The sequence below is a fragment of the Cohnella endophytica genome, assembly GCF_003628305.1.
Lineage (GTDB): Bacteria > Bacillota > Bacilli > Paenibacillales > Paenibacillaceae > Cohnella > Cohnella endophytica.
On the sequence record NZ_RBZM01000004.1, the window covers coordinates 446,397 to 465,625 of the forward strand.

Annotated in this window: 17 protein-coding genes; 14 read left to right on the forward strand and 3 right to left on the reverse strand. The window is 53.6% G+C overall.

All coding sequences use genetic code 11. The annotated features are described in order from the left end of the window. Position 1 precedes the first annotated feature (1 nt). Positions 2 to 1,333, forward strand: coding sequence for a PhoH family protein (locus D7Z26_RS08555; RefSeq protein WP_120975830.1), 1,332 nt, complete (start codon positions 2 to 4; stop codon positions 1,331 to 1,333). A 1-nt stretch (position 1,334) separates the two neighbouring features. Here D7Z26_RS08555 and D7Z26_RS08560 read toward each other — a convergent pair whose 3' ends face one another. After that, positions 1,335 to 1,835 (reverse strand): hypothetical protein, encoded by a 501-nt coding sequence (locus D7Z26_RS08560; protein WP_120975832.1) that lies wholly within the window; start codon positions 1,833 to 1,835, stop codon positions 1,335 to 1,337. 144 nt (positions 1,836 to 1,979) lie between these two features. On the opposite strand from D7Z26_RS08560, the gene D7Z26_RS08565 reads away from it, so the two are divergent. After that, complete coding sequence (locus D7Z26_RS08565) at positions 1,980 to 3,275, forward strand: ABC transporter substrate-binding protein (RefSeq protein ID WP_120975834.1); 1,296 nt, start codon at positions 1,980 to 1,982, stop codon at positions 3,273 to 3,275. Here the strand turns inward: D7Z26_RS08565 and D7Z26_RS08570 are convergent. After that, the gene (locus D7Z26_RS08570) at positions 3,258 to 4,343 is read right to left on the reverse strand and encodes a coiled-coil domain-containing protein (protein WP_120975836.1); all 1,086 of its coding nucleotides are present in this window, start codon (positions 4,341 to 4,343) and stop codon (positions 3,258 to 3,260) included. The genes D7Z26_RS08565 and D7Z26_RS08570 overlap by 18 nt on opposite strands. Before the next feature lie 95 nt (positions 4,344 to 4,438). Here D7Z26_RS08570 and D7Z26_RS08575 point away from each other — a divergent pair, with 95 nt between their 5' ends. Next, complete coding sequence (locus tag D7Z26_RS08575) at positions 4,439 to 5,623, forward strand: class I SAM-dependent methyltransferase (RefSeq protein WP_158602249.1); 1,185 nt, start codon at positions 4,439 to 4,441, stop codon at positions 5,621 to 5,623. Between the two features lie 88 nt (positions 5,624 to 5,711). Here the strand turns inward: D7Z26_RS08575 and D7Z26_RS08580 are convergent, their stop codons facing one another. Next, positions 5,712 to 5,948, reverse strand: coding sequence for a DUF2626 family protein (locus D7Z26_RS08580; RefSeq protein WP_120975840.1), 237 nt, complete (start codon positions 5,946 to 5,948; stop codon positions 5,712 to 5,714). A gap of 307 nt (positions 5,949 to 6,255) precedes the next feature. Between D7Z26_RS08580 and D7Z26_RS08585 the strand changes: the two genes are divergently transcribed. The 11 genes from D7Z26_RS08585 to D7Z26_RS08635 all read left to right on the forward strand — a co-directional run bounded on the left by D7Z26_RS08585 (position 6,256) and on the right by D7Z26_RS08635 (position 19,155). Beyond that, positions 6,256 to 6,900 carry an RsfA family transcriptional regulator gene (locus tag D7Z26_RS08585; protein WP_120975842.1) on the forward strand — a complete coding sequence of 215 codons (645 nt, stop codon included), beginning with the start codon at positions 6,256 to 6,258 and terminating at the stop codon, positions 6,898 to 6,900. Positions 6,901 to 7,005: 105 nt separating this feature from the next. Continuing rightward, on the forward strand, positions 7,006 to 7,923 hold the full coding sequence (locus tag D7Z26_RS08590; protein WP_120975844.1) for a ketopantoate reductase family protein: 918 nt from the start codon (positions 7,006 to 7,008) through the stop codon (positions 7,921 to 7,923). A gap of 19 nt (positions 7,924 to 7,942) precedes the next feature. Beyond that, positions 7,943 to 8,341 (forward strand): DUF3397 domain-containing protein, encoded by a 399-nt coding sequence (locus D7Z26_RS08595; protein WP_120975846.1) that lies wholly within the window; start codon positions 7,943 to 7,945, stop codon positions 8,339 to 8,341. Positions 8,342 to 8,526: 185 nt separating this feature from the next. Beyond that, the gene (gene bshC / locus D7Z26_RS08600) at positions 8,527 to 10,176 is read left to right on the forward strand and encodes a bacillithiol biosynthesis cysteine-adding enzyme BshC (RefSeq protein ID WP_158602250.1); all 1,650 of its coding nucleotides are present in this window, start codon (positions 8,527 to 8,529) and stop codon (positions 10,174 to 10,176) included. 24 nt (positions 10,177 to 10,200) lie between these two features. Continuing rightward, positions 10,201 to 11,463, forward strand: coding sequence for an adenosylhomocysteinase (locus D7Z26_RS08605; protein ID WP_120975850.1), 1,263 nt, complete (start codon positions 10,201 to 10,203; stop codon positions 11,461 to 11,463). 142 nt (positions 11,464 to 11,605) lie between these two features. Beyond that, positions 11,606 to 12,766, forward strand: coding sequence for a DUF4349 domain-containing protein (locus tag D7Z26_RS08610; RefSeq protein WP_120975852.1), 1,161 nt, complete (start codon positions 11,606 to 11,608; stop codon positions 12,764 to 12,766). Positions 12,767 to 12,908: 142 nt separating this feature from the next. Then, a complete protein-coding gene (gene mraZ, locus D7Z26_RS08615) occupies positions 12,909 to 13,346 on the forward strand; it encodes a division/cell wall cluster transcriptional repressor MraZ (protein ID WP_120975854.1) in 438 nt (145 codons plus the stop codon). A gap of 74 nt (positions 13,347 to 13,420) precedes the next feature. Then, positions 13,421 to 14,377: a 16S rRNA (cytosine(1402)-N(4))-methyltransferase RsmH gene (gene rsmH, locus D7Z26_RS08620; protein WP_120975856.1), complete on the forward strand. Its 957-nt coding sequence runs from the start codon at positions 13,421 to 13,423 to the stop codon at positions 14,375 to 14,377. Between the two features lie 53 nt (positions 14,378 to 14,430). Next, positions 14,431 to 14,853, forward strand: a complete 423-nt coding sequence (gene ftsL / locus D7Z26_RS08625) for a cell division protein FtsL (RefSeq protein WP_120975858.1) — start codon at positions 14,431 to 14,433, stop codon at positions 14,851 to 14,853. A 29-nt stretch (positions 14,854 to 14,882) separates the two neighbouring features. After that, a complete protein-coding gene (locus D7Z26_RS08630) occupies positions 14,883 to 17,138 on the forward strand; it encodes a penicillin-binding transpeptidase domain-containing protein (RefSeq protein ID WP_120975860.1) in 2,256 nt (751 codons plus the stop codon). Positions 17,139 to 17,226: 88 nt separating this feature from the next. Beyond that, positions 17,227 to 19,155 (forward strand): stage V sporulation protein D, encoded by a 1,929-nt coding sequence (locus D7Z26_RS08635; RefSeq protein WP_120975862.1) that lies wholly within the window; start codon positions 17,227 to 17,229, stop codon positions 19,153 to 19,155. Positions 19,156 to 19,229 lie beyond the last annotated feature (74 nt).

Consider the following 19,229-nt stretch of genomic DNA (forward strand, 5'->3'; position numbering starts at 1 on the left):
CATGCGAAAAATTTACGTGATCGATACGAATGTGCTACTGCATGATCCGCTCTCCTTGTTTGCTTTCGAAGACAACGAAGTCATTATTCCCTCCGTCGTTCTGGAAGAAATCGACTCCAAGAAGAGACTGGCCGACGAAATCGGACGCAATGCGCGGAACATCTCTCGCGAACTAGACGCCATGCGGGCGTTGGGACAGCTGCACAATGGCGTTCCGTTGCCAAACGGAGGATTATTGAAGGTTGAAATGAATCATCGCCGGTTCGTGAAAGTGCAGGAGTTGTTCGGGGAAATGACGAACGACAACCGGATTCTCGCGGTGGCGTTGAATTATCATATGGAGGAGTTGGAAAGCGAAGATCCCCGCCCTGTCATTATCGTCAGCAAGGACGTGCTCGTTCGCGTGAAAGCCGACGTACTGGGCATCATCGCCCAGGATTACTTGACGGATCAAACGGTATCGGTATCCGATCAATATACGGGGCACATGAATTTGCACGTGCATCCTTCGGTCATCGACGAATTTTATTCTACAAGATCGCTAGGCGTTAATCAGCTCGGCATTAAGGTGACGCTACATCCGAACGAATTCGTGATCTTGCGGGATGAACTTGGAACTTCCAAGTCCGCGTTGCTTAAGGTCACGTCGGACGGCCGCCGGCTGGAGCCGCTTCATGTCAGCAACGATCCGGTTTGGGGAATTACGGCTCGCAACGCGCAACAGCGCATGGCCCTCGAATTGTTGCTTAACGACGACATTCCGCTGGTCACGCTCACGGGCAGGGCGGGTACGGGGAAAACGCTGATTACGCTTGCAGCCGGATTGATGAAAGTCGAAGACGAGCACCGCTTTAAGAAGCTGCTGATCGCCCGTCCGGTCGTACCGATGGGGAAGGATATCGGATATTTGCCTGGCGAGAAGGAAGAGAAGCTGCGGCCGTGGATGCAACCGATCTACGATAATCTGGAGTTTTTGTTCGACACGAAAAAATCCGGAGATCTAGACAAAATATTAATGGGAATGGGCAGCATTCAGGTAGAGGCGCTCACTTACATTCGCGGCCGTTCGATTCCCGGCCAGTTCATCATCATCGACGAAGCGCAAAATTTAAGCAAACACGAAGTGAAAACGATCGTTTCCCGCGTCGGGGAAAACAGCAAGATCGTGCTGCTCGGAGATCCGGAGCAGATCGATCATCCTTACTTGGACTCCCAAAGCAACGGTTTGACTTATTTGGTGGAGCGTTTTAAGGAAGAAGGCATTAGCGGCCACGTCACGTTGGAGAAGGGCGAGCGTTCGAAGCTAGCGCAGCTTGCGACGGAAAGACTGTAACTCATTCGTACAACCATCGTAGTCCGCAGCCATACGCCTTCGCGATCCTTTCCGCGAGCTCAGCGAGCTGCCGATCCACAAGATGAAGCTTCTCGCCGTCAACGGTTAGGCTAGCGACGAGATGTTCCTTCAATTGCAGCAAAGCCGGAGCGGCTTCCGCCTCCGGCTTTGCCGCGTTCAGGGCGAATACGGCCGTCAGCGATAGATCGATAAACGCGTTGCCGTTACGCGTTACGATCGCATAATCCTCGTAGAGATCGCCTTGTTCGATTAAATCCGCGGGCAACAGCAGCAATGCGACGTGTTCTGAAGGGACGCGATAGTGCTCTAACACCTCAAGAGCTTGAGGAAGTTGCGCTTCCGATTCGTAAATCAGCAATTCTTTGAAGCGGTCATACGGTGGAGAACTGTCGGCGATACCTTTGACGATGTGCGCGTAAAACCCCGGCGGCTTTCCTTCTGGCAAGATCATTTCCAAGCCGATCATTCGTTGAATTTCCATGTGCGACACTTTCCTTTCAACCCTAGTACGAGTATATCCAGTGTAAACGAAAAAGCGCTTCCCGAAAAAGGGAGACAGCCGCACGATGTCCTGTTATCATAAATAAAGCGTATTGTTAACGTTTACAAGAAAAAGGTGAGGGCTGTGGCACGACGTAAATCGGCCTTGGTATTCCTGTTGCTATGCATGATGGCCGTAATATTATCGCCTTGGGCGAAAGCGCCTTCTCCGGCGTCTTCGGTCGTTCCCATACCTGAAGAAGAGACGCATGCGACCGTCGAGCCTGCCGATATCCGGGAAATTTCCTATTTGAAAATCGAAGTCGCCATGGATCCGGCGGAATTCAATGAAATAAAGAACGAGAATGCCCGGTTCGTTCAAGCGAACCCCGATATTACGGTGGAATTAACAAGAGTCGACCCCGGTCAAGCGTATTCGGAATATAAGCAATCTTCCGAAATGAAAGACTCCATGGATATTATGCTTCTGAACAACGAGTGGGTGAAGGAGTTCGCGTCCTCGGGTTATTTGCTGCCGGCGGATGCGGCATTCGTGGGCAAAGCGTTGGCCGAGCAATTCGATGCCCTTACGGCGCCGTTGAAGTGGAACGGCTATTTATGGGGAGTCCCTCTCGATATGGATCCTTACGTACTCGTATGGAATATGAAATTGCTGCGGGAATGGCTTGGAGAAGATGTCGTTCTTCCGCTTACGGTCGAGCAGTGGTCGGTCGCTGCCGAGAAAAGCGAACAATCAGCGGTACCGGCGTCGTGGCTCGCCATCGACGGAAGCGAGCCGTTCGCGTTGCTGGCTTGGCTTGAGAACGCCGGCGGTCATAGAAGCGACGAACTGCTGGAGAAGGCAGGGAAGCCCTGGGAAGGGGCGCCGTTCGAGCTGCCTTTATCTCTTCTTGAACGCCATAGAGCCAGTATACGGTCTGTTGAAACCGATGAGGCATTCGGATTGATGAAAGAAGGAACGACCCTCGTGGCCGTCGTACCTTATTCGACGGCAGCGGACGAGCTTGCCGATTCGCGTTCGGGAATCGATTCGCTGGAATTGGATCATCAGTCTTGGAGATTACCGTGGATATGGCCTCGCGGACGGAGCTTCGTGATATCCGCCGATTCTGATAACGAAGAAGCCGCTTATCGCTGGATCGCCGGCATGACGGGCGAACAAGCGCAATTGGATAGACTGGAACAGCGTAATCGGCTTCCGGTATTCCGATCCTTCTACGATAGCGATCGAAAGCTGAATAATCTGCTGCCGGGCAGAACCGGCCAGGGTTTTCCGAATCAAGCGCCGCTCATTCTCGGACCCGACGTCACGGTTCGATTGCAGCGCCTAAGCGGGTTGTGGGAAAGGTTATTTAATGGCGAAGCGACGCTCCAGCAATGGATAACCGAGTGGAACGCGCCTCTAGCCGCCGATGGATAGCTGAACGACTAAGCGGCCTTCGTCCATCTCCACGCTCTTGGCTTTGACGTATTTAATGAGCTTCTGCGGATAGAAGCCGAGGTCGAATTCCCTTTCCAAGTCCGCTCTCGTCGTATCCGGCAAAGTTAAGCCGTTAAAGATCAAAGAATCGACATGGAATCGAATGGCGTTCTCCGGTTCGTCTTCGACCGTATAATGGCCTTGGATGGTCACTTTGATATTTCCGTTGTCGCCTTCCATCGTCAGCAATCCGTGATCGAATTTGAAGGCGAAGTCGTTGAAGCGGGAATCTTGCTTGCGCAGAAATTCGTTCAGTTGCGCGTCCGTAAGCGTCAGCTTCGCTTTGAGTCCGCTCGTTTGAATGATGCCGGGCGTATCTTTTACATAGTCGGGCAAGTTGCGCATGGCGTCGGCAAGCGCGCGGAAATGCTGCTTTACTTCGTATAGCCCGACGTTTTTCCAATAAGCTTGAAGTTCATCCATAAGGCGACGCAACATGTCGGAGTCTCCGCTGGAGGCGAGCGCGGAATCGACTTCCTTCTGCAACGCAACAATACGGGCTCGTTGCTCGACTAGTTGCTTCTCAACTGCGGCTAAGTCATCCTTATCGCTCTTCAACTGGGCGTACCCTTTTTGGATTTTACGATATTCGGCGGTGTAACCGTCCATCGTCTTGTGGTCGGATTCCATGATCATGTCCATCGTATCCCAGACGCGGATGAGATCGGGAAGCGAGTTCGCGTTAAGTATGGCGGATAACCAGAAATCCTTGTAACCCATATAGTAGGATCGGAGTACCCGGCCGGCCTTTTCCCTTTGCGCGGCGATCGCGATCTCTTGCCGGGCGAGAAGTTTCTCGTTACTATCGATTTCGTCCTGCGTCTTGCTCTGCAATCCCGATATTCGCTCGATCTCCCGATCCAGTTCGACAACGGACAAGCTTTTTTCCAATAGCTTTCTCGTATCCTCCGGCAACGGTTCCGCGTATACGGGGAATAATGCGCTACCGCGCGATAGAAGCAACACGATAGCCGAAGCCGTCAATACGGCCAGTATCAAGCGACGCATCGTGATCCCTCCTCTCGTGATGCGATGCGGCCTCGCGCCGTATGATCCTATGTTATTATAATATGACGATATTCGTGGGGGAAGGTGCAGCGAAGATGAATGCCGCGATACCGGATACGCCTCTGGTTCCCGTGATCAGACAACAGATCCTGACTAGCTCGATGGAAGGGACGACGAACGACGGACGCCGGTTGTCCGCCATCCCCTTCCATCATTATATGACGCTTTGTCTCTATCATCCCGATTTTGGTTATTATCGTTCGGGTACGTCCCGCGTCGGACGCGAGGGCGACTTCTATACGAGCGCTTACGTCGGGGAATTAATGGGGGAACAACTTGCTTCCGAGCTCTCGCGAATGGCGAAGTCATGGTTTCCGGAGCATCGGAACTTTCGCGTATTCGATTGGGGCGGAGGCACCGGCAGACTGAGCAAACAAATGCTTGACGCTTGGGGAGAGGAAAACCGAACCTCGATTCCGGAACGATCGCGGGCGGCGGAGTTTGCGCTGACGGTAGTCGACGGAAACCCGGAGCATCGGCGACAAGCTTCCGAAATATTAGCCCCTTATGCGGAAGCGGGGGTAGCCCGAGTAATCGGAGAAGAGGACGGTGACGAGGAGATCTTGTCGACGTCGATCGGCGGCGATCCGATATTCGTCCTAGGCAACGAACTTTTGGATGCATTTCCGGTACATCGCGTTATTAGGCGTGAGGGGCGCTTAAGGGAGTGGGGAGTTACATGGCGCGAGGAACAGGGCTTCATTCCTTGCCTTCTGGATACGGCGAATCCCCGCCTTGAGGAATGGACGGAGAAATACGGGGCGAATCCAGCGGAAGGCCAGACGTTCGAGATCTGCTTAGATGCCGCCGATTGGGTGCATAAGGTCGCCGAGCGGGTAGATCGCGGAATGCTTGTATTCATCGATTACGGAGACGAGACGGAGGAACTGTTGTCCCCGCACCGCATGGACGGCACGTTGCTCTGTTATCGCGAACATCGCGCTCACAACGATCCTTACGCGTTCCCGGGGGAACAGGACATGACAGCGCACGTGAATTTCAGCCATATTCGCCGCATAGCGGAACGATCGGGCTGGGAGGAAAGATGGTACGGGACGCAAAAGAAATTTCTCGTCGAATCCGGGATATTGGGAAAACTGAGCGCGCATGCGGAGACGGATCCGTTTCATCCCGTCGTTCGACGCAACCGGGCGATCCGGCAGCTCTTGCTATCGGACGGAATGAGCGAACTGTTTAAGGTGCAGATCTTAATTAAATAGTTTTTCGTGCAAGCAAAAAGGCTGCCTTCCGTCGCGCTAGACGCGGAAGACAGCCTCTTTGCTTATGTAGCCGGACATTGCATGCGGATTAAACCGGCATTCCCATCTCGAATACGCTCCAATACGTGAAGCCGAGGAAGGCGACAACCATGTAGCCCCAGAACATGAGCATGTAAGTGCGTTCGGTGAAGTTCAAATACCCGAACAAGAAGAAAACGGCCGTTTGCACGAAGAACAATAAAGCGAATTCATACATGTCGCCTGCAAACGCCATAAGGGCAATTACCAGTGTCCAGAAGCCGAGCACTCTAAACATTCGTGCCATCGTTGATATTCCCCTCTCATACACACAAGACGATTTCTACAGCATATTATAACGGTTGGAGAAAAGCGTGTAAACCCAACAAGTCGTGACGAATCGGCAAACTTTTCGAACGCTGCGTATATTGTTCCCGACTCTCGGGCGGTTATGTATTCCGATCGTTAGCATAGCGTTTTGGCGGTAAAAGGTATAGTGGATCGAAATATGGATATAAATAGAAGTATCCGATAGATTCTATGAATTCTAATGCGGGCATAGAAATGAACAAAGCAACAAAATATACGTGATTCTTAAGGAGGGAAGGGCACCCATGACGGCTGTGAGACAAGACGCATGGAGTCCGGATGACGACTTGATATTGGCGGAAGTTACGTTGCGCCACATCCGCGAAGGCAGTACCCAATTATCCGCTTTCGAGGAGGTCGGACAGCGAATCGCCCGAACTTCCGCGGCTTGCGGTTTTCGATGGAATAGTTGCGTTCGCAAAAGATATGACGAAGCGATAGGGTTAGCCAAGCAACAACGTCAGAAACGGAATTATCTCAAGAAGCAAGGCATCTCCACGATTTCTAGCGCGGACCGTTTAACCATCGACGAGGGCGAAAGCGTCAAATCCGAGCTGTTATCCGCGGAATCGTTGTCGCTAGAAGCGATTATTCGGTACTTGCGCCAATGGAAAGGGACCGTTCAAGAGATGAGCAGGCAAATTCGTCATCTTGAAAAAGAGTTGAAAGAGAAGGAAGACCGCCTGAACGAGTTCCGAGAGGTAAACGAACGGCTTTCCAAGGAAGTCAACGAAGTCCAGACGGATTACCAAGTCGTTAACGACGATTATAAAGCGCTTATTCGCATTATGGATCGGGCAAGGCGTCTTGCGTTTCTGACAGAAGAAGTAGAAGAAGACCGCGCGCGTTTCAAGATGGACGCGAACGGCAATCTCGAAAGAATCGAATAGACCGTAAAGCAAAACCCGCGAGGATTATCCTCGCGGGTTTTGCTTTGGCGATTCGGGAAGTATACTGTTCTTTATACAATAAATCGAAAAGAGGATGTCGGATCTATGAACGAAATAATCGTGCTAGGAGGAGGTTCGCTTGGTTTGCTTCTCGCGGGAAGGCTCAAAGCATCGGGATGCGATTGCAAGCTATGGACGAGAACTAGGGTACAAGCCGAGTCGCTAGATAGACATGGGCTTACGATACAGAACGAATCCGGTGAAAGGGAGGAGCGGGTAGAAATCCAAGCGGACCCGATCGATTCGGCGGTCACGGACGAACAAGGAATCGTATTGTTGGCGGTTAAGCAGACCGCGCTGACTCCGACTCTTCTTGCTCGGCTCGCCATCGCCGTGCCGATCGGCGGAACGTTGGTCCTGCTTCAGAATGGTATCGGCCACCGCGAGTTGATAGAGCAGGTCCTCCCAGGGAGGAAGCTTATTACGGCGATTACGACGGAAGCGGCTTTACGGATCGATACGACGACCGTCCGCCATACCGGCAAGGGAGAAATCCTCTTGGAGGACGAAACCTCGCATCGCCTCCAATCATCGGCACTGAAACGTCTGTTGAAGCGGGCAGGATTTTCCGTTTTTTTGTCGAAACAGTTGGAAGCGGCAATATTGCGCAAATTGCTCGTAAACGCGGTAATCAATCCGCTTACGGCGATTTTGCGCATACGCAACGGCGAACTCATCGAAACGCCTGCCAGATTGGACGCCATGAGAAATTTGTTCCGGGAGACTTTCGGCTTGTTGAGCGTTCGAGGATTGCCCGGCGACGAGGAAGAGCTATGGAATGCGGTGAAGCGCGTGTGCGCTGCGACTAGCGGCAACGAATCCTCGATGCTGCAGGACATTCGGGCTCGCAGGGAAACCGAGATCGATTCCATCAATGGCGCGATAATCCGCATGGCGGCAAGCCAAGGACGAACCGCGCCGTGGAACGAAGCCGTGACGGCGCTTGTGAAAGCCGTTCATTAAATTAGGGGAGAGGTCACCCATGCTCAGCTCCATCTGGAAAGCTTTGGTTTCGGCTTACGCATTTCTGGCGACCGTGCCGGTTATCCCGTTTCTGCTTGTCTACTTCGTCGCTTCCACGCGCGGAGGCGACCGCAAGAGCGCTTTTCGGCTTGCGATGGACTTGACGAATGCTTTCCTTATCGGATGCGTAGCGGAGCTGCTGAATCGCAGGCTGCACACCAGCTTCGGCCTTTTTTTCCTAATCCTTCTATTACTGATCGGCGGCGGGCTTATCGGCAATGCTCAGAATCGGATAAGGGGCAAAGTTGATGCCGGCAAGCTGTTCAGGGCGGTCTGGCGATTGTCTTTTTTTCTAATGGTTCCGTTGTATGTTTTATTAATGTTTTTCGAACTTGTTTTTCCCGCCGTTAAAGCGTAAATTGCTTTTTTCTGTCGCGAAAGACGCGACGGAGTCTGACGCATTCCTCCGCCACTTCCCCTCCTGTTACATAACCGACTATCCGCTCGATGACTTCCATTCCTTCGATTAACCTTTTGACGTGAATTCCGGCGTTGTGTACAATCAATTTGATATCACAACGACAGATTGGGGGAATTATCCCTTTGAATATTACATCCCTACACGAACCCAATCGTAGTTCCATAGCGGAACGTTATCGCATAGGTGATCCCGCCGTTCTACAATTGTTCGGACAACATCCATCGGAGGATCGGCATTGGGAGGAGCGGGCAGCCCGTTTGGATCGCTCCGCCTCCTCCAGAGCGAATTTGAAGGAAGTCGCCAATGCTTTACGTCTCTACCAAGGGCAATTGCCACATTATGAAGAAGTGACCAGATCGTTAGAAAAGCTGGAACAGCCGGGTAGCTTGGTCGTCGTAGGGGGCCAGCAAGCCGGCTTGTTCGGCGGCGCTCTCTTGATCTACTACAAAGCGTTGTCCGTTATTCAGTCCGCGAAAGACGCCGAGCGGAAGCTTGGCCGTCCGGTCGTTCCGATTTTCTGGATTGCCGGGGAAGACCATGACTTCGACGAAGCGAATCACGTAAACATTCAATCCGCGGGAGGCGGGATTCGGCGAATCCGGATCGAACGTCCGGAAGGCCCGCGTTTGGCTGTAAGCAGGACGACGCTTTCTACCGCGCAATGGGAAGCTTCGCTCTTGGAACTGGCTTCGCAGTTGCCGGATTCCGAATTCAAGCCGGCGTTGCTGGAGCGTCTGCGGAGCCACGTCGCGGACGCGCCTTCTTTGAGTCTCGCTTTCGCGAGATTGCTGGCCGACTGGTTCGGAAATCAAGGGCTCGTATTGCTCGATGCGGACGATGCTCGGCTGAGGTCGCTGGAAAGCCCGATGTTCCGGGAACTCGTCGTACGCAACGACGAATTGGAAGCTTCCTTGAAAGCCGGGGAAGAACAAGTGCAAAGCCATGGCTTCGCCCTTCAAGCGGAAACGGCCGAAGGCGGAGCGAACTTATTCCTTCATCATGAACAAGGCCGGCTATTGCTTCATAAAGAGCAGGGACGTTTCGTAGACCGCAGGGGCAACGTCGCCTTATCTAGCGAACAGTTGCTGGAAATGACGGGCAGCTCGCCCGACTTGCTCAGCACGAACGCGCTCACGCGACCGCTCATGCAAGATTACGTTCTTCCGGTGCTTGCCGCGGTATTAGGGCCGTCCGAAATCGCCTATTGGGGCATCCTCGGACCTGCATTCGAGGCTTTCGGCATGTCGATGCCGATTCTCGTTCCGCGTCAATCGTTCACGTATCTCGAACCGACGATTACGAAGCTGTTGGACAAATATTCGCTGACTCCCGAGCAAGCGATCGCGGATTGGAGCGAAAGAAAAGCCGAATGGCTCTCGCGGCAAGACAAATGGCATCTGGAAGAACAATTCCAGGACGTCAAAAGCAGATTCATGGCCCTGTACGAGCCGATCATGAATACGGTCTCGTCGCTGCAGCCTGGTCTTGCCATGCTTGCGGCCAGCAATCGGGATAAAATCGTTCAGCAAATCTCTTTCTTGGAATCGAGGTCGGTAGACGCGATCGCCAAGCAGCACGAAGCGTCGTTGAAGCAATGGGATCGCATACGCTCATCGCTCTGTCCAATGGATAAACCTCAGGAGAGAGTGTACGGAACCATTCATTATTGGAACAGATACGGCGCGGACTGGCTAGCCATATGGGCCAACGTTCCATTTGACGTAACCGGCGGACAAAGATTGGTTGAAGGCTTGGCGGTATCCGCTCACTAGAACCTACTATTGGAGGAATCATAAATGAAAACCGCATTGAATAGCATCGTGCGAGACCCATCCCTGGCACCCGAAGGCAAGCTTAAGATCGATTGGGTTCAAGCCCATATGCCGGTCTTGAATCAAATCCGCAAGGAATTCGAGCGCGATCAGCCTTTTAAAGGTTTGCGAGTGGCGATCTCCCTTCACTTGGAAGCGAAAACGGCCTATTTGGCTAAAGTCGTCCAAGCGGGCGGAGCGGAAGTCGTCATTACGGGCAGCAACCCGTTGTCCACGCAAGACGACGTTTGCGCGGCTCTCGTAGAGGACGGAATCACGGTATATGCCAAGTACAATCCGGACCCGCAAGAATACAAAGACCTGATGGTGAAAACGCTCGAGACGAAACCGGATCTGATTATCGACGACGGCGGAGATCTCGTGTCGATCTTGCACTCCGAACGCCAAGACTTGCTGGCGCAAGTGCGCGGCGGGGCGGAAGAGACGACGACCGGCATTCTTCGCCTAAAGGCAATGGAGAAAGACGGTTCGCTGAAATTCCCGATGGTCGCCGTTAACGATGCTTATTGCAAATACTTATTCGACAATCGTTACGGAACGGGTCAATCCGTGTGGGACGGCATCAACCGGACGACTAACCTTGTCGTCGCGGGCAAAACGGTCGTCGTGAACGGCTATGGCTGGTGCGGCAAAGGCGTGGCGATGCGCGCGAAAGGCTTAGGCGCCAACGTCGTCGTTACTGAGGTAGACGCGATCCGCGCGGTCGAAGCGTACATGGACGGGTTCACGGTCATGTCTATGGAGGAAGCCGCAAAAGTCGGAGAGTTCTTCGTGACGGTGACGGGCAACAAAGACGTTATTCGCGGAGAGCATATCGCGAACATGAAGGACGGCGCTATATTGTCCAACGCAGGTCATTTCGACGTCGAGGTTAACTTGGTCGAGTTGGCGGCGCTATCGGTATCGAAGCGCGTCGTACGCCGCAACATCGAAGAATACGTGCTCAAGGACGGACGCAAGATTTACGTCCTCGCCGAAGGACGTTTAGTAAACCTTGCGGCCGGAGACGGCCATCCGGCGGAAATCATGGATATGACGTTCGCGCTTCAAGCGATCGCGCTGCGTTACGTAAACGAGAATTACGAAGCTATGGGCAGTAAGGTCGTCAACGTCCCTTACGAGCTTGACGAGCTCGTCGCACGCACGAAATTGCAATCTCTCGGAATTAACATCGATACGTTGTCCGATGAACAGAAGGCATATTTGGACAGCTGGGCATCGCACTAACCGAACCAAGAATCATCAAGAGAGTAGAAAAATCCCGCTCGCGTTTTCGCGAACGGGATTTTTCTTGTTCGCGGCACTTTAGGTAACATTTCCCTATTCGGTTACGTCTAGAGTATCAGAAACCTAAAAGGGGGAGCTCGAGATGAAAAGACGATGGGGTCGTAGTTTGCGTTCTATGATGTTGTTCGCGCTAGTTACGGTACTTGCGATGGGCTTGACGGCATGCGGAAGCAGCAGCAGCGACAACGCGAATAGCGGGGCTGCCGCGAAGTCGGAAGACAGGTCGAACGCGATGGCGGCAGAAGCGCCCAGGTCGAACGCCGCGGCTTTCTCGGAGGCTAAGAGTCAAGCCGGGGCGGAGCAACTTGCGGAGTCGTCTTCGGCGCCGGTCGCCTCCGCGAGCGTCGACTTGAATACGGTCGGAGGGGGAGGCATCGGACAGATCGCCGACGCGAACGCGGGTTTCGGCCGGAAAGTCATCTATCGGGCCAACCTCGTCATGAAGGTCGAGGAGTTCAAGTCCGCGGAGGAGCAATTGACGAACCTGATTCATTTGGGCGGAGCTTACGTCCTGCAATTCTCCGATAGCCGCAACGCGGACGAGGTGGGGGCAACTTACGTAATTAAAGTGCCTTCCGAAGGATTCTCCCCTTTTCTGGAGAAGCTGCAACGGATCAAAAACCTGAAATACGAACGCGAGGTGGAAGGTAACGACGTAACCGAGGAATACGTCGATCTGGATGCGAGACTGAAAGCGAAGCAGGTCGTAGAAACCCGTCTGCTGTCGTTCATGGACAAAGCGACGAAAACGGACGATTTGGTACGATTCTCGAACGAACTCGCGAGAGTGCAGGAAGAGATCGAACAAATCAAAGGACGCACTCGTTTTCTCGACCAGAACGTAGCCTTCTCGACGATCAACCTGCGTCTCTATCAAAGTACGGGCCTTGTCGAGGTCAAGGAAGAGAAAAAGGAGGAACCGGGCAAAAGCTTCGGAGACCGGATCGGGGATGCGCTGGGAGGAAGCGTTAAGGTTCTGCGGCAGTTCGGAGAAGGCTTACTCATCGTTGTCGCCGCGATATTACCCGTGTTGATCGTCATATTGGTCATTGGTGTTCCGACCTATTTCATCCTTCGCAAACGTACGGCCGAGCGAAAAAAATTAGCGGAGGAAAGGCGTAAGACTTTAAACGCTCCGCGCATTTCGCCCGCTGTGCCGGAGAACGCCGTATCGTCTGCTCCCGCCAGCGTCGAATCGGATCCGGAAGCGTCGCCGGAGACGTCGAAAGATGAACAATCGTAAGCATGGGGTCATTAATCCCGTGAAATATTTTTTCGAAAATCCTGTCCACGAGGCAGGATTTTTATTTTATGCCACGAATAATCATCATAAGTGGTTCAGAGTGGTGGAAAGTGGGGAAAGTTGGAGGAGGTGAAGGGAGCTTATGTTTTTAGGGGAATTTCAGCATAGTATCGATGATAAGGGACGCATCATTATCCCGGCGAAATTCCGCGAAGCTCTCGGCACGGACTTTATCGTAACCCGCGGACTGGACGGATGCTTATTCGTCTACCCACGCGAAGAGTGGACCTTGCTTGAACAGAAAATGAAAAGCCTGCCCTCGATGGCGGCTAATGCCAGGGCGTTCTCCCGGCTTCTCTTCTCCGGCGCGTCCGAATGCGAGTGGGATAAACAGGGAAGGGTAAACGTACCGAATCATCTGCGCGAGTATGCCAAGTTGGATAAGGAATGCACCGTGATCGGCGTATCCAGCCGCGTGGAAATCTGGGATAAAGCGACCTGGGAAGAATACTCCCGGCAATCCGCCGATTCCTTTAACGAGATCGCCGAGAAGCTGGTCGATTTCGATTTTAACTTCTAAGCCGCTAACAACATCTTCAAACCTACATAAACAAGAAAGACGGACCCGTTACCGGGTACCGGGAGGCAGCTACGATGTTTCACCATGTGACCGTATTGAAAGAGGAATCCGTAAAAGGCTTAAACATCCGTCCGGACGGCATTTATGTCGATTGTACGCTCGGCGGCGCGGGGCATAGCGAGCTCATCGCATCGCAACTCGGGCCGCAAGGGAGATTGATCGCGCTGGACCAGGACGAAGCCGCCCTCGCGAATGCCCGTACACGGCTTGCCGCGTACGGAAATATCGTCACGTTGGTGAAGAGCAACTTTCGGCATCTGAAAATGGCGTTGCGTCAAGCCGGCGTACCCGAGTCGAACGGCGTGCCCCAAGTGGACGGCGTGCTGTTCGACTTAGGCGTATCCAGCCCGCAGCTCGACGAAGCCGATCGCGGCTTCAGCTATAACCTGGACGCAGAGCTGGATATGCGGATGGATCGCGACGAGTCGCTCACGGCGAAGGAAATCGTCAACGAGTGGGAAGAGCGGGAAATCTCCAATATTCTCAGGGACTACGGCGAAGAGAAATTCGCCCGCAAGATCGCGGCGAACATCGTGAAGCTTAGAGAAAAAAGTCCGATCGAGACGACGGCGCAATTGGCCGAGATTATCAAATCATCGATCCCGGCGGCAACGCGTCGCACGGGCCCGCATCCGGCCAAGCGTTCCTTTCAAGCCCTTCGCATCGCCGTCAACGACGAGCTTGGGGCGTTCAGGGAAGCGCTGGAGCAGACGATCGACTGCCTGAAGCCCGAAGGACGGGTCGCGGTCATCACGTTCCATTCGCTCGAAGACCGGATATGCAAGACGGCATTCGCCAAAGAAGTCGCAAGCTGCAGCTGTCCTCCCGATTTTCCGATCTGCGTTTGCGGAGGCGGAGACGGGCGATTGAAGTTGACGCCGCGCAAGCCGATCTTGCCATCGGAAGAGGAACTGGAAGCGAACCCGCGGGCTCGCTCTTCCAAATTAAGAATCGCTGAGAAGCTCGGATAACCGAGCTTGATATATTGCAAGAGAAATAGATATTCGAAAGGGGAACAGGAATTATGGCATATTACGGCAATCTGGCGCTTCGTCCTGAGCGCGTCGAGGAACAAAGGGCGCAACCGGCAGTACGCCAACAACAACAACAACAGTCGATCAAATCAAAAGTAACGAAGCGCCGGTCGATTCCGATCGGCGAGAAGCTGCTTTATTTGTTCTCGATCGCGCTCGTCGTTTTCGTCGCGGGTTTCGTTATTTTCCGCTACGCGCAAATCTATCAGATCAACGGGCAAGTACAAGCGTCGACCAAAGCCTACACGCAAGCGACGGAAAAAGCCAAAGAACTTCAACAGCAGATCGACCAGCTTAGCGCTTCGAGCAGGATAACCAAATGGGCCGAAGAGCATGGATTCGAAAGACAAACGGATAATAAGGTTAAGGTGAAGGTGAAGGACGACCGGAGCGCCGTAGCATCGAAGCATTAGGCGGTTCGGGGAAAGTTGAGGGCCCGGCTATGACGAAAAGGATAAAGCTGCGGACGCTGCTGACGGGAGGGTTATTCACCCTCCTTTTTGTCGGTTTAATCGTAAGAATATATGTGGTACAGATCGTGAAAGCCGATTACTGGACCGCGCAAGCGATGAAAACTTGGATGACGAAAGAGACGATTACGCAGGAACGCGGCAAACTGCTCGACAGGGATGGCAAGGTACTTGCCGCGGACGCGGTCGCTTATACCGTCGCCGTCGGTCCTAAGCAGATCGCGGAGCTGGAGAAGAAGCATCCGGAATGGAAACTGACCGACCGGATCGTGTCCAAGCTGCATATCGTTCTGGGCACGGAGGAAGCCAAGCTTCGGGAAATGATTACCGCGAAGAAGGAAAACGGCGAGTACCTCGCCCAGAAGGAAATTCGGCCGGAAGGCTGGAAGATCGACAAACCGGTCATGGACCGGCTGTCGGCCTTCCGCGACGAGCTTCGCAAAATAACCAAAACCAGCAACGTCGGCCTCTATTTCATAGACGAACAGAAGCGTTATTATCCGAACGGTTCGCTTGCTTCCCAAATTCTCGGATATGAGAACAAGGACGGCATAGCGATCGAGGGGCTGGAGAAAAAGCTGAATGATCAGTTAAGCGGAACTCCCGGATTCATTAAATACCAGAAAGACGGTTCCAGAACCCAATTGCCTAACGGCCAAGTCGAGTATAAGCAAGCGGTGGACGGTAATAGCGTGACGCTTACGATCGATAAGGATATTCAGTTCTATATCGAGGAAGCGCTCAAGACGGTTTACGAGAAAACCAAACCGATCAGCGCCACGGCGATCGCGGCCGACCCGGATACGATGGAAATTCTGGGGATGGCCAGTTTCCCGAATTACGATCCGAATGTTTACTGGGAGAAGTCGAAGGATCAAGCGGCTTTCAAGAACAACGCCATCCAGTCTCTGTACGAGCCGGGATCTACGTTCAAGATCGTAACGTTGGCCGCGGCCGTCCAGGAAGGAATCTTCAAGCCCGACGATATCTATATGTCCGGCAGCGTCAGCTATAAGAACGTCAGCACGATTCATGACCACAACTGGTCGGGATGGGGCCCGATTTCTTACTTGGACGGGCTTAAGCACTCCAGTAACGTGGCGTTCGTTAAGCTCGGTTATGAGTTTCTAGGCAAAGAAAAACTAGTCAAGTATATTAACGATTTCGGCTTCGGCCAGAAGACGGGCATCGAATTGCCGAACGAGATTTCCCGCTCGGTTAATCTCCAATGGCCCAGCGACGTCGCGCGGGCAACGTTCGGACAAGGCAGCGTGCTCGTCACGCCGATCCAGCAGGTTGCCGCGGTAGCGGCCGTCGCGAACGGCGGCAAGCTATTGGTTCCGCATATCGTAAAGTCGATCAGCGATCCGACCACGGGCGAGAAAACAGTGACGGAACCGCAAGTCGTACGCCAGGTAATTTCCGCAGATACATCCCGCAAGGTGGGCGAATATCTCGAAACGGTCGTTAGCGACAAGTTGATCGGAACGGGGAAGAGCGCATATATTCCCGGTTACCGCATTGCCGGGAAGACGGGAACGGCGCAGAAGGTCGTCAGAAATCCCGCCACGGGTAAAAGCGAGTATTCCAAAGATAGGTATGTCGTCTCTTTTATCGGATACGCGCCCGTCGAGAAACCGAAGGTCGTGCTGTACGTCGTCGTCGACGAACCGCAAGTCGACAATGCCGGGGGCGGTTCGATAGCAGGGCCGGTTTTCAAAGAAATCATGGGCAAGTCGCTTCATCATCTCGGCATCGAGCCGAATTTGGAGACGACGGACGATACCGACACGAAGGCAGCCGCCGGTACCGCGAAACCGGAGGAAGTTACCGCCTCCGTGCCGGACGTGACGGGCATGACCGTCGCCCAGGCGCAGGAGCGGTTGAAATCCACTCGTTTCCCTATCGGGGTGCTCGGAAGCGGAACGAAGGTGCTTCAGCAATTGCCGAAAGCGGAAAGCGTCCTGCCGGCATCGCAAAGAATCTACCTATTGACCGATACGAAACCCGGCAACGTTCCCGATCTAACGGGGTTGTCGCTCAGGGACGCGCTCGAGATGTGTTCGCTGCTCAAGGTCGTTTGCACGGTGGAAGGACAAGGCTACGTCGTTAGCCAGAAAGCCGTCAAGACCGATGGCAAGTGGACGCTTCATATCAAGTTGGCGCCGCAGAACGGGCCCGTCACGACGCCGGATCCATCGCAGCAGAATGTCGCGCCTCCCGAATAAGAAGGCTTGTTCTAACCCGCTTGCGCCGGGAATAGTCTGGAACTAGGCGAAAGCACGTCCAGACGTTCCCGGTAAAGGGGGTTTTTTGTTGAAGACATCGAAGGTAACGGTTCGCAAAAGGCTGTACGTCGCGCTAATATTCTCGGTTGTCGCGTTTCTCGCGTTGATCGTTCGGTTAGGCTACGTACAACTGATCGCAGGCGCGGAAATTACCAAGAAAGCGGAGGATTCCTGGAGAAGGGATATTCCTTTTCAAGCGAAGCGCGGGGAAATTCTCGACCGTAACGGGACCAGACTCGCGTATAACATCAGCTCTCCGACGATCTACGCGATACCGGTACAAATCAAAGACGCTAAGGATACGGCCCGCCAGCTGTCGGGACCGTTAGGCATGTCCGAGGCCATGCTGCTCGAGAAGCTTACGAAGCGACAGTCGAGCGTGGAATTAAAGCCCGGCGGACGCAAGCTGACGACGGAGAAGGCGCAAGCTGTCGCCGCGTTAGGACTTCCGGGCATCGTCGTCTCGGAGGATAACAAGCGCTATTACCCTTATGGCAACTTAGCCGCGCACGTGCTCGGTTTCACGGGAAGCTACAATCAGGGTTTAACGGGCTTGGAGCTGCAGTACGATCAAAGGTTGACCGGGTTGAAGGGAAGCGTGTCGTCTTTGGTGGACGCGGCCGGCCGCAAAATGCCGCAGTCGTCCGATAAATTCGTTCCCCCGCAAGATGGGCTTTCCTTGGAATTGACGATCGACAAAACGATCCAATCGATCGTCGAGCGCGAATTGGATCAAGCGATGCTTCATTATCAGGCGAACGACGTCATCGCCATTGCCATGAACCCGAAAACGGGTGAAATATTGGCGATGGGCAGCCGTCCGACGTTCGAACCGGATAAGTATCAAGAGGTATCTTCCGAAGTCTACAATCGCAACCTTCCGATCTGGATGACCTACGAGCCCGGTTCCACGTTCAAGATCATCACGCTCGCGGCGGCTATTCAGGAAGGCAAAGTCGATCTCGAGCACGAGCATTTTTATGATCCCGGCTCCATCGAAGTGGCAGGAGCGAAGCTGCGGTGCTGGAAAAAAGGAGGTCACGGAAGCCAGACGTTCCTCGAAGTGGTCGAGAATTCATGCAACCCCGGATTCGTAGCGCTCGGTCAAAGGCTGGGCAAGGATAAGTTGTTCTCGTACATTAACGCTTTCGGCTTCGGCAATAAAACCGGCATCGACCTGAAAGGCGAGGAGAACGGGATTTTGTTCAAGCCGAAGCAAGTAGGTCCGGTGGAGCTAGCTACGACTTCTTTCGGACAGGGGGTATCGGTAACGCCGATCCAGCAGATTACGGCAGTCTCGGCAGCGATCAACGGAGGTAAGCTATATAAGCCTTTCGTGTCCAAATCCTGGATACAGCCGGAAACGGGGACGATTCTGGAGGAAACGAAACCGACGCTCGTCAGGCAAGTCATATCCCCGGAAACATCCAAGACGGTACGCGAAGCGCTCGAAAAAGTGGTGGCCGAAGGAACGGGCGGCAAAGCGTTCTTGGACGGCTACCGGGTCGGAGGCAAAACCGGGACCGCGCAGAAGGTCATCAACGGCCGCTACTCCGCGAACGAGCATATCGTATCGTTCATAGGATTCGCGCCGGCGGACGACCCGCAGCTCGTCGTTTACGTAGCCGTCGACAATCCGCAAGGCATCCAGTTCGGAGGCGTCGTCGCCGCGCCGGTAGTCCGCAATATTATGGCGGATGCGTTACCCTACATGGGGATTCAGCCGCGAACGACCCAAGTGGACAAAAAATTCAAGCCGAACGCCAACGAGACGAGAATCGTCACCGTTCCGAATCTGGTCGGCAAAACGGTATCGGACCTCTACGAGGACATGAATTCGAACTTCCAACTGGCGGCTTCGGGCAGCGGAACGACGGTCCTTCGCCAAGCGCCGGCCGCCGGCGCGCGCGTCGAGCAAGGCTCGGTTATCCGCATCTATCTAGGCGCGCAGGATTAAAGTTTGCTCATTCCTCTTGAATGAAGGGGAGCCATTGGACCATAATGAGTGTACATTGTACAAATGATCACAAA

Bases quoted from the DNA above. Each gene is read 5' to 3' on its own strand.
- D7Z26_RS08555 (WP_120975830.1), top strand. From the start codon at position 2: ATGCGAAAAATTTACGTGATCGATACGAATGTGCTACTGCATGATCCG.
- D7Z26_RS08560 (WP_120975832.1), bottom strand. From the start codon at position 1,835: ATGGAAATTCAACGAATGATCGGCTTGGAAATGATCTTGCCAGAAGGA.
- D7Z26_RS08570 (WP_120975836.1), bottom strand. From the start codon at position 4,343: ATGCGTCGCTTGATACTGGCCGTATTGACGGCTTCGGCTATCGTGTTG.
- D7Z26_RS08575 (WP_158602249.1), top strand. From the start codon at position 4,439: ATGAATGCCGCGATACCGGATACGCCTCTGGTTCCCGTGATCAGACAA.
- D7Z26_RS08580 (WP_120975840.1), bottom strand. From the start codon at position 5,948: ATGGCACGAATGTTTAGAGTGCTCGGCTTCTGGACACTGGTAATTGCC.
- D7Z26_RS08585 (WP_120975842.1), top strand. From the start codon at position 6,256: ATGACGGCTGTGAGACAAGACGCATGGAGTCCGGATGACGACTTGATA.
- D7Z26_RS08590 (WP_120975844.1), top strand. From the start codon at position 7,006: ATGAACGAAATAATCGTGCTAGGAGGAGGTTCGCTTGGTTTGCTTCTC.
- D7Z26_RS08595 (WP_120975846.1), top strand. From the start codon at position 7,943: ATGCTCAGCTCCATCTGGAAAGCTTTGGTTTCGGCTTACGCATTTCTG.
- D7Z26_RS08605 (WP_120975850.1), top strand. From the start codon at position 10,201: ATGAAAACCGCATTGAATAGCATCGTGCGAGACCCATCCCTGGCACCC.
- D7Z26_RS08610 (WP_120975852.1), top strand. From the start codon at position 11,606: ATGAAAAGACGATGGGGTCGTAGTTTGCGTTCTATGATGTTGTTCGCG.
- mraZ (WP_120975854.1), top strand. From the start codon at position 12,909: ATGTTTTTAGGGGAATTTCAGCATAGTATCGATGATAAGGGACGCATC.
- rsmH (WP_120975856.1), top strand. From the start codon at position 13,421: ATGTTTCACCATGTGACCGTATTGAAAGAGGAATCCGTAAAAGGCTTA.
- ftsL (WP_120975858.1), top strand. From the start codon at position 14,431: ATGGCATATTACGGCAATCTGGCGCTTCGTCCTGAGCGCGTCGAGGAA.
- D7Z26_RS08630 (WP_120975860.1), top strand. From the start codon at position 14,883: ATGACGAAAAGGATAAAGCTGCGGACGCTGCTGACGGGAGGGTTATTC.